General features: G+C 62.7%; 8 protein-coding genes. 1 reads left to right on the top strand and 7 read right to left on the bottom strand.

The annotated features are described in order from the left end of the window. Positions 1–3 precede the first annotated feature (3 nt). The 6 genes from LOY51_RS12535 to LOY51_RS12510 all read right to left on the bottom strand — a co-directional run bounded on the left by LOY51_RS12535 (position 4) and on the right by LOY51_RS12510 (position 6,522). Positions 4–1,569, bottom strand: coding sequence for a GumC family protein (locus LOY51_RS12535; RefSeq protein ID WP_125463936.1), 1,566 nt, complete (start codon positions 1,567–1,569; stop codon positions 4–6). A 19-nt stretch (positions 1,570–1,588) separates the two neighbouring features. Beyond that, the gene (locus LOY51_RS12530) at positions 1,589–2,659 is read right to left on the bottom strand and encodes a hypothetical protein (protein ID WP_374046949.1); all 1,071 of its coding nucleotides are present in this window, start codon (positions 2,657–2,659) and stop codon (positions 1,589–1,591) included. Positions 2,660–2,733: 74 nt separating this feature from the next. Then, positions 2,734–3,291 carry a polysaccharide biosynthesis/export family protein gene (locus tag LOY51_RS12525; protein WP_125858487.1) on the bottom strand — a complete coding sequence of 186 codons (558 nt, stop codon included), beginning with the start codon at positions 3,289–3,291 and terminating at the stop codon, positions 2,734–2,736. 322 nt (positions 3,292–3,613) lie between these two features. Beyond that, on the bottom strand, positions 3,614–3,790 hold the full coding sequence (eppA, locus tag LOY51_RS12520) for an EPS-associated small membrane protein EppA (RefSeq protein ID WP_178125794.1): 177 nt from the start codon (positions 3,788–3,790) through the stop codon (positions 3,614–3,616). Between the two features lie 396 nt (positions 3,791–4,186). Beyond that, positions 4,187–5,302 carry a glycosyltransferase 61 family protein gene (locus LOY51_RS12515; protein WP_125858486.1) on the bottom strand — a complete coding sequence of 372 codons (1,116 nt, stop codon included), beginning with the start codon at positions 5,300–5,302 and terminating at the stop codon, positions 4,187–4,189. Positions 5,303–5,367: 65 nt separating this feature from the next. Beyond that, entirely contained in the window at positions 5,368–6,522 is a 1,155-nt protein-coding gene (locus tag LOY51_RS12510) for a GNAT family N-acetyltransferase (protein WP_258646411.1), read from the bottom strand. Positions 6,523–6,809: 287 nt separating this feature from the next. On the opposite strand from LOY51_RS12510, the gene LOY51_RS12505 reads away from it, so the two are divergent. After that, the gene (locus LOY51_RS12505; protein WP_309475591.1) at positions 6,810–10,694 is read left to right on the top strand and encodes a dermonecrotic toxin domain-containing protein; all 3,885 of its coding nucleotides are present in this window, start codon (positions 6,810–6,812) and stop codon (positions 10,692–10,694) included. A 21-nt stretch (positions 10,695–10,715) separates the two neighbouring features. Here LOY51_RS12505 and LOY51_RS12500 read toward each other — a convergent pair whose 3' ends face one another. After that, on the bottom strand, positions 10,716–12,959 hold the full coding sequence (locus tag LOY51_RS12500; protein WP_125463930.1) for a putative bifunctional diguanylate cyclase/phosphodiesterase: 2,244 nt from the start codon (positions 12,957–12,959) through the stop codon (positions 10,716–10,718). Positions 12,960–13,063 lie beyond the last annotated feature (104 nt).

The following is a 13,063-nucleotide window of genomic DNA, read 5'->3' as shown; positions in this document are numbered from 1 at the left end:
TCCCTAGCCAAACCGCGCCATAGTTTTAAACAGTAGTAGATCCAGCGGCATATAGAACAGATGCACAAGCAGCAGCAGGACCAACGCCATCACCAACGCGCCAATGATCCCCCACACTCGCAACTTCTTGCGTCTCGCCTGTTCAGCCTGGGTAGAGATGAATGGAACGGCCACCAGCACGCGCCGGCCAAGCACGCTCTCCAGGGCGCCGACACCACGCACCCGCTGATTGAGCAACTCAAGCAGCATCACCAACGCCCCGCCACCTGCAGGTGCGAGCACCAGGCCCAGTGCGACGATTTTCTTGCGGTTGGGCTTTACCGGTTTCTCCGGCATCAGCGGTGGCTCAAGCAACACGAAGCGCTCGGCCTTGTTTTCCTGCTCCAGGCTTTCGGTGATCTTCGCGCCCATTTCCTTGGCGCGGATCTCTTCGTATTTCTTGCGCGCGTTGTCATGGTCACGCATCAGGGTGACCAGGCCGCGCTCGACTTGCGGGGCCTGGAGAATCTCCGCTTCGTAACCTTCGATCTTGCTGCCCAGCTGGCGCTTCTGCTCGGCCAGCGAGGCAATCCGGTCCTGGGCCGCTACCAGCTTGGCCCGGGCCCGGGCAACGTCGAGGCTCACGCCCGAGGCGGCGTTGGCTTTGCTGCCGCTGGCCTGCAGCGCATCGATCTTGCGCTTGATCGCCAGCACATCCGGGTGCGCTGGGGTGTAGCGGGTCAGCAGCCGGGCGTACTCTGCCTTGAGACTGGGCAGGTCCTGCATCTGGTCGGGGGCACTCGAACGTGCGCCATCGGTCTTGGTCGCAAGCCCCGCATTCGCCGCCGACAGCTCCAGCTCCATGTAGCGCAGCTCTTCCTGGGCGCTCTTGTAGTCGCGATCGACTTCACGGTACTCAAGCTCCGAGCGCGACAGCATGCTCATGCGCAATGCCTGGTTCTCGGGCAAGGCATTGGCGTTGGCTTGTTTGAAATCGGCGAGCTGGTTCTCCAGGGTGGCCAGCTCGGCGCCGAGCTTGTTGGCTTCCTGGGTGAGGAACTCGGTGGTTTCACTGGCCCGCTCGGTGCGTTGCTTCATGTTCTCGTTGAGGAACAAGGTGACCAGTTCAGTGGCAACTTCCTTGGCCACTTCCGGGCGCTTGTGCTCGAACGAGACGTTGAACGCCACCGTGGTCTCGCCGCGCCCCTTGACGAAGGTGCTTAAGGTGGTGACGAGGATCGCGTTGCGCATCTGGTCGATCTTGTCCGACTCACTGAGCTGGTGGCCCTTGTCGTTGAACAAGCCGTACTTGTCCATGATCTGCAGCAGGTTCTCGCGGGTCATCACGCGCTGGCGAATGACCTCGATGCGCTCATCGGCAAAGCTGTTGTTGTTCGCCGAAACCAGCTCTGGCGAGATCTGCTGCGACTCCACCAGGATGGTGCCGGTCGACTGAAAGGTGGGCGGCACCGTCAGGGCAATCCCGACCGTCACCGCCAGGATGACGATCATGCTCAACCCCAGCAGCAGGGCCCGGTCCTTGATGATGGCGAGGTAATCTTTGACGGACATCTCGTATTCAGTCTTCATGGCGGGCCCACGCTGAAAGTCAAAGGTCAGGGAGTCTGTAGGTCAGGGTCAATCCGATGATCGTAGCTACTGCATCCGGCACGTTGTCCTGCTGACGTTCCTTGTACATCATCGACAGGCGCAGGTCCCAGAACGGCGAGAACTCATGGCTGGCCCAGGCGCTGTAGGTCTGCAGGGTGTTCGGCGTCTGGCCCTTGCTGTCCTGCCAGGACGCTTCAAGGCCCACACGGTTGGTTTCGCTCACGGCATAGCTCCACAGCCCGCGCACCATGTCGAGTTCGGCGAAACCACCCTCGGCGCTGGCGACGGTACTGCGCTCGGCGCTGAAGCTGGCATCGGCACGCTCACCGTTGTAGTTGAGCAACACCCCGCCTTCGCCACGGCGCCCGCCCCCGGATCCGGAGACCTGGTTGACGCCAGCGTGCACGGTGCCTTCAAGCCGGTCGGTCAGCTGGTACTTCACGCCGACTGTCGGGGTATAGCTGTTGGTGGCCCGCGCCGTGTCGGTCTGCTCGGGTTCGTAGCGGCGCACCAGCAGGCCGGTGAACACATCGGTGCGGGCGTTCCAGGCGTAGGTCAGGGTAGTGGCGTTGGCATACTCGTCGTAGCCCGTCAGCGTGGTGATGTCATAACGGGCGTGGGAGTAGGTGGTCTGGTTGTCCAGGGTGGTGCGATCGGTGAGGGCGTGGGTCCAGGTGCCCGTCAGCAGGGTCATCTTCTGGGTGCCGTCGGTGGTCACCACACCGGTGTCCAGGACGCTGCCGGACAGCGTCGAGCTTTCGACATACTGCGCCTTGAGCCCGAAGCGCCCCTTGTCGGTATCGCGTTGCCAGCCAAGGCTGACATCGGGGTCTTCACGGTTGCCCATCACATTGGTGTCGGACGAGCGCAGCACATGCACGCCGAGCCCCAGGTTCACCTGGTCGCGGCCGTAAGTGCCGACAAGGTTGTAAGTGGGCTCGATGAGTGTGCGCATAACACCCTTCTCGTCAGACGTCAGCAACAGCGGGTTGCTGTCGTACTCGACGGTCGTGGGAACCACGACCGAAGACTGCCAGTTGGCGGCCTGTACCAGGCCGGAAAACGGCATCATCATGATTGCCGTTGCAAAGCTTGTTGTTCGAATAATTGGCACTATGCGGTCTTAATATTGAGTCAGACAGATCAGGGAACGACCAGTGTGTCGCCCGCCTGGAGTTGGAAGTTGGTAGACAGGTCACGCCCGGAAACCAGATCCTTGTAACGCACCGGCAGAACCTTTTGTGTCGCGCCCGTACCGCGAATGACCTTGATGGCGCTTTCGTCGGCGAATTTGTCCAGGCCACCCGACATGCTCAGCGCCTGCAACACGGCGGTGGGGCCTGCCATGGGCACTGGGCCGGGCTTGATCACCTTGCCCTGCACATAGACGAGATTGCCGGCAGTACCGGTCACCACGACGCTGACATTAGGCTCGGCGAGGTATGCCTTTAAACCGGCGCTGATCTTTTGCGCGGCAGCGGTCGGGTCGAGCCCGGCCACATTGACCCGCCCCGCCAACGGGAAGGTGATGCTGCCATCAGGCAGGACAGTGGTTTCCTGGCGCAGGGTTTCTTCCTGCCAGACCGAGATCATCACCCGGTCGCCAGGGCTCAGCAGATAGGGGGTAGCGGATGGGTCAGCACGGCCGGCACCAGACCACAGCATCAGCACGCACAGCACAGCAGACATTAGACGTACCATGGGGTCCCTCCGGCCTGATGGCCTGCAAAGAGCACTGATTGAGAACAACGCACTACATCTCGCTCTGGTCGCGGCGACAACCACCGCCGCGATGGCCCCGATCATCCTGGAAGCCAGTACCGTCTTGCGCCTGAACGCTGACACCTCAGCGTCCGGCTCGCCGGCTACTGGAATATAGCAATGGTAGGAAAATTGACAAGCTTCTGTAGGATGCCAGGGCCGCCAACAACAGATTTCACCTGTCAATTTACTGGCTTATTACCAAAAAGCATTGCAACTTTTAAAACAACTACAGAGGGCACACGCAACTCATTGACACATTTCAAATTTTACTTCTGTTGGCAACAGCAACAAAACCGATCACCGCAAAAGCAAACAGCCAACCCGCCGTCGCCAAAGGAATAACGCTGGCATGGCTCATATAGGAATCGGCTGCCCGTGCGGCGCCGCTCAAAAGGACCAACAGAAAAATCGATTTAATGAAGAGTGTCGAGCGCATAATCCCCTCCTGCACAAGAGGATGAACGTTATTGTTGGGGAACAAAGACTGTATCGCTGTTGAATTTGAGCTTATGGGCACATTGATATTACGTCAACGATCCGACACCATAATAAATCTCAATCGAAGACCTCTGTGCATGTCAATTTCTCGCCAGATGAAATATGCAGAGATTTGGCATTGATACAGCCCAAGCGAATGGCTGCGAAAGGTGTTTAACTTCGGCTATTTTCGGATTACCACAAAAGTGTTTGAAGGGCCCATCAAGTCCCTGAAGCGACCAGGCAGCGGCTAAGGTGTTTCATCGATGAGAAGCCTAATGCTAATGGTTCGGCTTACAGTCAAAACATCAACGCCCCCGCTTGCATAGCCACCGGCATCAGCGCAGGGCCATGCTCACAATGGCATCAAGTCCAACGTGCGCTCCACTTCTGCCACATCGATCCGAAAGCCATCACCCTCTGGCAACCCGACCACAAAACCGAAATGCTGGTGATCGCGGTCAGTCAGGTACTTGTAGTAACTGACAAACCGGTTCGGCGGCTGCAAGGTCAGCACGCAGCCACCTGGTTGCAGCACGTTGACGCCATGCACCAGCTGGCTGCCCTCGACGCCGATCACCACCTGCGCCCCCGCGCAGGCGGCGACAATACTCGGCACATCGGCACGCAGCGGGTCGATGATGCGAAAGCCTCGGGTCTTGGCCAGGTGCTCGGCAACCGCGATTTCATTGCGCAACAAGCGCAAATCGCCATCGCCGCCACGCAGGATGAACACCCCTGGGTGGGGCGCTGCATCCACATGTGCCAGCAGTTTCTCGCCCATCGCGCGGTAGCGGGCATGCCGGCTGCGGTTGTTGCAGTGGTCGTCGAACAAAACCAGTTCGCGGAAAAACGCACTGTGCAGGCGCAGCGGTCGCATGTCCAGCCAGTCTTCATAGGCCGGGGCCTGGGTGAACAGCGGGAATCGCGCCGACGGCGCGGTGGTCACCGGCACCCCCTCGTCACAGGCCAGGGCATAAGTCACGCAGTCTTCCATCAGCCAGGTACCAAACCACGAATTGCCGTTCTGCGTGCAATAAACGGCGCCACGCTCGATCTCGTGGTCCACGCTGATCCGTGGAAAGGTGCTGGGTTTTCGCGACAACCAATGGCTGGCATTGCCCTTGTAGAGCGCACCGTCGACCAGCCAGGCGTCTTTGATCAGGTAGCCACGGGTTGCGCCCTGCTCGATGCACACCCCGCCCTCCATGGTCTGTGCGGGATGGACGTAAGGATAGAAACGCTTGCCCTCCCAGCCGGTCACCCGCTCCAGCTGGCCTGGCAGATAGAAGGCCGCTGGCGAAACCGTGGACTCCCCGGGGGCAATGTCCCAGCTTTTGTCCGCAATACTTTTAAGGTCGATGTCCGGCTTGCGCCCAAGGCGCTTCCTGGCCATGTTCTTGTACGCAGCCAACGTCCAGGTGTTATGTCGGGTGGGCGGTGCGCTGAAATTAGAAATACCACTTCCCATGATGTCCCCCCTGCTTGAGCACAGCGTCACTGGCTTGGCGCAACATGCGCGTGGAACCCTGAAACTTAACTGGACACGACACGCTCCATGGTCGGCGGTGTCTGCACGCTGGCGTAACGGCTGCGCAGGTTTTCCAGAAACTGCTCACCCGCGCCTTTTGCGCCATACAGGTAGATCTTGTGCAGGCCGCCGAACACCATTTCATGGTATCGACTGGCAACTTCCTCATCGCTTGGCCCGTCAGGCACACCCAGGTGCAGCGTCAGCTTGTTGCCCTCAACGGCAAACAAAGGTGTGTCCCAGAGAAACTGGGCAACCCCCGCCTTGGGCAGCCGGACAAACATGTACGCGTGGTTGTTCAGGCCATCGATATCCCCACCGCGCCGTCTTTTCCATTTCAGCAGCCCGTCATCCGGCCGCGCCACGCATAGGCCGATGTCGTAATAGTCGTAGCCCTGCTCCAGGGCCCATTCGAGGGCCATGTAGGTGGTGATCGAGTTGACCTCACGCAGGCGTTTCGCGTCCGCGAACACCGCTTCGCAATATCCGAAGCGCAGGGTGCTCCAGTAACGTTTGCCGCCACGGGTGATCTCGCACCCCAGGTGGCAGGCAACCACCTCGCCCTCCAGCGTGATCAGGTCGAGCCGGCCGACGCCCTTGGCCAGGCGGAACACATCGTCGGTGGGAAACTGCGCGGCATGAATACCCTGCCGTGCCGAGGCGTAAGGGCGCAGCAGATCGCGATCGGCCATGGCGATTTCGTCATCGTCCAGGGTCTGGCGCATCTGATAGAGCGGCCGGTTCTTGCGGATGCTGCGGCGCAACTCACTGTCGTAACGCGCGGTGATCTCCTCCAGCGGGCGCCCCAACGGCACCACGGCGCTCAGGTAATGCGGTACGTTCAAGGCGCCTGTGGTCGGCATCTCGCTCACCACCACCACGTGCCCCGAGGCTGCAGGCTGCACTGGCTCGTTGGCGGCGGGCGCATTGCCCTGCCCCTTGCCGCCAATGAGCAATTTGGCCATCTCCCGGCGCTGCTTGCGTCCGATGTACAGAATTTCGTAAGGGCTTTCCTGTTGCAGGCGAAACCTGGCTATTTCCCAGCGCCAAAAACAGGCGCGCCCGAGAAAATCGCGTAACTTGTTTGATACATTCCTGAGTTCATAACGCATGGAGGGCGATATGAATTTACGGGCAACAGCCGCCAAGTACTGTTTCATCGCGCGTCAACGTCCTTTGCTGTTGTCGGATGGACACACCTGAAGAGAACCGCTTAAGTGCTTGAAGCGCCAACCTAACTATCTGATATTCAACACTTATAAAGTCATTAACTGCATTCACATTCAGAAACAATTAAAGGTGCAAGAAAATCACTTTGCAAGCGGCACATTGATATCAAGGCCAGGTATTCCTTGGCGCCAATTTAATATCCAAGCACAGTGTCTTCAGGTCCGCCTGCCTATCGCCCCCGTCAGTAGCTATTTACCGCTTCCGCTGATTCTTTTCGGTGCCTGCTGTTCGCTCGATCGAACAGGAGTCAGCGCATGCCCTACCCGGATATCAACCCGCATCAACAGCTACTCGAACAACAGCTTCCTGGCTGGACCCAACCGCTACCAGACGAACATTGGCAAACCCTGCGCGGCGCACTGGAACCCGCCCAAGGCCTACCCGGGGCCGAGGCCGACTGGTTCAACAATGCCCCCCCCCCGACCTGCGCGAAACCCTGCTGGCCAGCCAGAGCCGCCTGACACGCTCGCAACAGGCCTTGTCCCGCGCTCTCAAGGGGCTGCAGCAAATAAGCGAATTCTGCGAGCCGCTGCTGCAGGCACAGCTTGCGCAAGACGGCATGTTTGCACCCGTACGTGACACCCAGCTGCTGCATGTGCAACGCCAGTGGTCCTGGCTCGGCAGCCGCTTCCTGTACAGCAGCGAACGGCACAGCCTGCTGCAGGCGGCATTGCTCAACTTTGCCGGCGATGAGTCGTTCGACAGCCACAGTGCCATTGCTGCCCCAGCCGACATCAGCGTGCAGCCGATCACCGTCGAAGGTTTCGCGCCAATCGGTTTCGATACCCCAGGTGCTGCGTTTCAGATGACATCCGAGGCCTATCAGGTCAACGCCCTGCCCCTCACGCCCCAGGCCTTTGCCAGCAGCTGCAGGCAACTTGACCTGGGCCAACGTTACCAGGAGCACCTGCAGCAGATCTTCGACGGCAGCGAACAGGCACGGTTACGTACCCTGGCCATTACGGTGCAGCGCGACCGTCTGCGGGTGGAGGCCGATGTCGGCTACCTGCGCCATGCCCTCAGCGGCAACGCCCGCGATGAAGTGGAGCGCCTGCTCAACGGTGACCCCGGCAACTGCTGGACGCTCACGCTGTTTGGCATCCCCTTGCATGAGGTGCTGCTGATCGACACTGGCAAGGCCGGCCTGCTGCTATACCTGCCGGGGCACAGCCCGGCATTGCAACCATGCAAGGATCAGCAAGCAGTGGAGGCCGCGCTGGCGCAACTATTGATCGAGCCACAAGCCCGCCGGCGCTTCCTGGCCTACCTGTCACTTGACCAGCACGCACAGTTCCTCGACCTGCTGCGCCAGAATCTCGACGCCAGCGGCCTCGGCCTCAGTGACCAGACCTGGGTCAGTGCCAGCCCGGCGAACCTGCACCTTACCCTCATTCCGGTGTCTGCCGAAGTATTCGGTTTCCTTCAGGATCGGCACCTGGCCCGGCTCAAGGCCGAAGCCCGCCTGCTGGCAGTCCCGACCGCCGATGCCGACGCGCAGGCGCGCAAGCGCCGTCTCGACGAGTGGCTGAGCCTTGGCATGGATGTACTGACCGTTGCCGGCTTTTTTGTCCCCGGGGTCGGCACCCTGATGCTTGCCGTCATCGCCTGCCAACTGCTGGACGAGGCCTACGAGGGTTATGAGGCATGGAACATCGGCGATCGCCAGCTGGCCATGCGTCACCTTGAGGCCGTCGGGCTCAACCTGGCCTTGATCGGTGGCCTGCATGTGGCCGGCAAGGTGTTGCCGAAGCTGTTCAACAGCCCGCTGATGGAAAGCCTCGATCAGGTGCGAGTGGCCGACGGCAGCCGACGGCTGTGGCGCCCGGAGCTTGCCCCCTACCGCAGCCCGATGGCCTTGCCCGAAACGCTGCAAGCCAACGCCAGCGGGCAGTTCGAACATGGCGGCAGGTACTTCATCCGCATCGACGGGCATCTGTATGAACAGCGCCTCGACCCACAGCTCAAGCGCTGGCGCATTGTCCACCCGGAGCGCAACGACGCCTATCAGCCACTGCTTGAGCACAATGGCGAAGGCGCCTGGCATGCCGAGCACGAACAGCCCCAGGACTGGGACCTGGTCTACCTGATACGGCGCCTGGGGCCGGAGTTCACTGGTTTCACTGATGATGAGCTGCGCCGGGCCACCCAGGTGTGCGGCCTGAGCGAAGACGCCCTGCGCCAGGTTCACCTGCGTTCCAGGCCCGCCCCGCCGCTGCTGGCCGATACCCTTGCACGCCTGCGTGCCGAGCAACAGGCCGTGGTCCGGATGGCGCAGGACGCCACCCTCACCCACGCGCCACTGTTCGAGGGTTACTACAACCCAACCAGCCCAGCTGACCCGCTGGTCGATCGACTGCTGATCGACCATCCACGCCTGACCCGGCCGCTGGCCATACGCCTGGTCGCCAGGCTGGCGGCCAGCGAGCGCAGCACCGGCCAACTGCCGGCCTGGCTCGACAATGCCGCCCGCCAGGTGGCAAGCGCCTTGCCCCTCACCCGTGCCCTGGAAGGCGTGTGGTTACCACGCCTGGCTTCAACCGACAGCGAGCGCCTGTTGTTCATGTGCGTCGAGCGGATGGCCGGCCGCTCGACGCTGCGCCTGGAACTGCGCGCTGGCAGCCCCCAAGGACCAGTACTGCGCACCATCGGCGACAGCCAGGCAAGCGAACGCTACACCCTGATCAAGTCCGCCGAAGGGTATGAGGCTTACCGCGGCGAGCGCCCGGTAGCCGGTACGATCGATCAAGACCTGTGCCGCGCACTGGTCGAGGTTTTTTCCAGCGCCCGGTTACAGGCGTTGGGGCTGCGCATCAAGGGCGCCGAAGGTTTGCGCGAGCAGGTGCTGGCGCTGGCCCAGGATGATCGGCAGGGCCTGGCCAGAAGGCTCTGGGGCGGCGCTCCCGCGCGGTGGCGACAGGGCGGGCTGCGCGGCGGCGATGCAGGCGGCGGCTACTCGCCGCCGTTGCTGCGTGGCGCCATCCGTGGACGCTACCGGCGTCTGTACCCCAGCAGCGATGACCAACAGTTCCATGCCGACCTGTCGCGCTGGCACCGCCAGGGCATTACCCCGGAAATCGCGCTAGGCAGGCTGGAAGCGCGCCTGCAACGGCTGCGCGACGACCTGGCCGAATGGTCGGCCGGCTCACCCCGGCGCCAGCGGGCCGTGCGCCTGATCATCGACGCCTGGCACCGCGACTCACCCAGCCCGATCGCCCCGCAGTTGGGCATCCAGGCGCTCGACCTGGCGGGCCTCGAACTGACCAACGAGGATATCGCCAGCCTCGCGCTACCGGATGACTTCAGGCACGTCGAGGAGCTCGAGCTCAGTGGCAACCCGCAGTTGAGCTGGCTGCACCCGGAGTTCCTCGAGCGCTTCCCACTGCTGGAGCGCCTGCACCTGCGGGACAACCGATTCGCGGCCTTGCCGGAGCTGGCCGTGCCACTGCGGCTAATTTCGCTCGACATGCAAGGCAACCGCATCACCTGGGACGACCTGGCCCAGGCGCGCCTGGAGCGCTCGCCCAACCTGCTGCACCTGGACCTCTCCGAGAACCCGCTGCTGCGCGCACCCGACATCGGCAACCTGCGTGGCCTGCAAGTGGTGAGCCTGGACAATGCCAGCCTCACCCAATTGCCACAGGGGCTGGACAACCTGTCAACGCCTACCGAAGAAAACGGCGGCATCGGCCTGTCAGTGCTGGACCTCTCCGACAACCAGTTCACGGCCCTGCCGCAGGGGGTGGTGTTCCCGGAGCACGTCGCCCGTGCGATGGAGCTGGAAAGCAATTGGCTGACGCCGACAGTGCAGGGCCAGATCGATGCGTACTACCAGGCGCATGGCATCGATCTGCTGGTGGCCGACTACCAGTACGAAGAACTTCTCGAGGGCACCAATGCCGCCCAACAGGCGATCTGGCAGCGGCTGCCCATTGCCTACCGACGCGGGCTGCGCGCCGTTCTTGTCAACGATACCTACATGAATGACCCGGATACTGCGCGACAGGAACTCTGGCGGCGCCTGCAGCGCATCGACGCCGAGCCGGTGATGCATGACTACGCGATGAGCCAGGCCGCCTGGCGAATTCTTGAGCTACCCATGTAGCGCAACCTGCAGCGGCGTCCCTCACTCCCTGGCCGGGCGCCGCCGGTCGCGGTGCTCGGCCAGCCAGTGCTGCAATGCCGGCGCCGGCATCGGCCGGCCAAGCAAGAAGCCCTGCCCCTGGTCGCAGCCGGCGTTGCGCAGAAAGTCGTACTGCTCCTGAGTCTCGATCCCTTCGGCGGTAATCCTGAAACCCAGGGCATGCCCCAGGTCGATGATCGCCCGGGCGATAGCCACCGCGTCGTCGTCGCCAGGCAGGTCCTTGATGAAGGCGCGGTCGATCTTCAAATGGTCGATCGGCAGCGCGCGCAGGTAGGCCAGCGACGAATAACCCGTGCCGAAGTCGTCCACCGCAGTGGCCACGCCCATCGCCTGCAACTGCGCCAGCACTGCGCAGGCCTGTTGCTGGCTCTCCATCAGCAGGCTCTCGGTGATCTCCACTTCCAGCAGGTTGGCCGGCAGCCCGTGCAGCTCCAGGGCACAGGCCAGGGCGCTGACATAGTCGCTGCGCTCGATCTGCAGCGCCGCCACGTTGATCGCCAGCGGCCCGGGCAGCAGGTCCTGTGCTCGCCACTGCGCCAACTGCGCGCAGGCCAGTTCCAACACCCGCTCGCCCAACGGAATGATCAACCCGGTGCGCTCGGCCAACGGAATGAATTCACCCGGAGACACTAGACCGTGTTGCGGGTCGCGCCAGCGCAACAACGCCTCGACCCCTTCCAGGCCACCACTGAACAGGTCGAGCTTGGGCTGGTACCACAGCTCGAACTCGTTGTATTCCAGGGCCCGGCGCAGGTTGCGCTCCAGCTCCAGGCGCTGCTGCAGGCGCTCGGTCATGTCCGGGTGGTACGGACGCCAGGCGTTGCGGCCGCTCTCCTTGGCCGCATACATGGCGGTGTCGGCGTGGCGCAGCAGGCTGTCGGCGTCCTCGCCATGCTGCGGGGACCAGGCCAGGCCAATACTGCCGGTGACCAGGCTGGCATTGCCGTTGAGGTCGAAAGGGCGCTGCAGGCAACGCAGCACGGCGCGGATCTGGTGGCTGACCTGGCCCTGAGTGCCCTGCAGCATGAACACGAACTCGTCGCCGCCCAGCCGGCAAACCCGGTCCTGCGTGTCCAGTTCCTGCAGGAAACGCGCGGTGGCCTGCTGCAGCAACAGGTCGCCCATGGGGTGGCCGAGGCTGTCGTTCACCTGCTTGAAACCGTCGATATCGAGCATCAGCACGGCCAGGCCATGGCCCTGTTCGATGGCCGCACTCAACTGCTGCAGGAACAGCACGCGGTTGGGCAGCCCAGTGATGGTGTCGTAGTGGGCCAGCCGCTCCAGCTGGGCCTGGTATTGACGCAGCTCGCGGTTACGCAGCGCCAGCAGGCGCTGCTTGCGGTTGAGCTGGGCGACGAACAGGCTGAACAGGCCGGTGGTGGTCAAGGCAAACAGGAACAGCGGCGAGGCAAACAGATTGAGCGCCGACCAGCCGCCACGCGGCGCGGCCACCAGTTGCCAGAGGCCGCCCGGCACGTCCACGCTGATCTTAACCTGGGGCGCCTCGAACAACTGCGCATCCCCCCAGATCACCTCGCCATCGGCGCCCTTGCCATCACTGCCACGCACTGCCAGTTCGAAGCCCGCCTCCGGGCGCAGGCCGGCGGTGAGCAGCAGGCGATCGATGTCGGCGACGACCGAGAGGTTGCCCCAGTACAACTTCACCCCGCGCTTGCCGGTGACGAAGATCGGCCGCCGGTAGATCAGCCCCCGGCCACCCTGCAGCAGTTGCAGCGGGCCTGCCAGCACCGGAGCCTGCCGGTCACGCGCCGACACCAGCAGCGGAAACTGCAGCGGCAAAAGCCGGTAATCGAGGCCAAGCAGCCGCTCGTTGCCCTCCAGCGGGTAGACATCGCTCACCACATCACCCGGCGCCAGGGCGATATGGCGCATGTAAGGCACCGAAGCCAAGGCATCCCGGGCCATGCCGTGAAAATGTTCGACACTGATGCTGCCGTCGGCGCTGATCAGTTGGGCGATGCCCTCGGCCTCGCTGAACGCCGCGCGCAACTGCGCCTCCAGCGCCCCGCGCACACCGGACAGGCGCGCGGCCAGGTTGGCCACCTGCTCGGCCTGCTCGCGCTGGGCATCAAGGTGGCCGAGCACCATGGACAGGCCGATCCCGACCACGGCGAAACCTACCGGCAGCATGCGATTGAGGGTGCGGCGCAGGGCGCCCTGTTCGGGCAAAGGGTCATCGAGTGCGGGGCGATTGTTGCTGGTCATAGGCCTGACATCGGAGTCGATTCATCCTGTATCGGCGCACCCCGGGCAATGTTGAGCCAGACTGGTTTTTTTCCTGCGCGGGGTGCATGCTCGCATGCTGAAGC

The organism is Pseudomonas sichuanensis, from assembly GCF_024749065.1.
Taxonomy (GTDB): domain Bacteria; phylum Pseudomonadota; class Gammaproteobacteria; order Pseudomonadales; family Pseudomonadaceae; genus Aquipseudomonas; species Aquipseudomonas sichuanensis.
The sequence above is the reverse complement of the archived record's forward strand: the minus strand, read 5'-3'. Positions and strand labels throughout refer to the sequence as shown.

Excerpts from the sequence above, each read along its gene's own strand:
- LOY51_RS12535 (WP_125463936.1), bottom strand. The coding sequence starts at position 1,569 with ATGAAGACTGAATACGAGATGTCCGTCAAAGATTACCTCGCCATCATC.
- LOY51_RS12530 (WP_374046949.1), bottom strand. The coding sequence starts at position 2,659 with ATGCCGTTTTCCGGCCTGGTACAGGCCGCCAACTGGCAGTCTTCGGTC.
- LOY51_RS12525 (WP_125858487.1), bottom strand. The coding sequence starts at position 3,291 with ATGGTACGTCTAATGTCTGCTGTGCTGTGCGTGCTGATGCTGTGGTCT.
- eppA (WP_178125794.1), bottom strand. The coding sequence starts at position 3,790 with ATGCGCTCGACACTCTTCATTAAATCGATTTTTCTGTTGGTCCTTTTG.
- LOY51_RS12515 (WP_125858486.1), bottom strand. The coding sequence starts at position 5,302 with ATGGGAAGTGGTATTTCTAATTTCAGCGCACCGCCCACCCGACATAAC.
- LOY51_RS12510 (WP_258646411.1), bottom strand. The coding sequence starts at position 6,522 with ATGAAACAGTACTTGGCGGCTGTTGCCCGTAAATTCATATCGCCCTCC.
- LOY51_RS12500 (WP_125463930.1), bottom strand. The coding sequence starts at position 12,959 with ATGACCAGCAACAATCGCCCCGCACTCGATGACCCTTTGCCCGAACAG.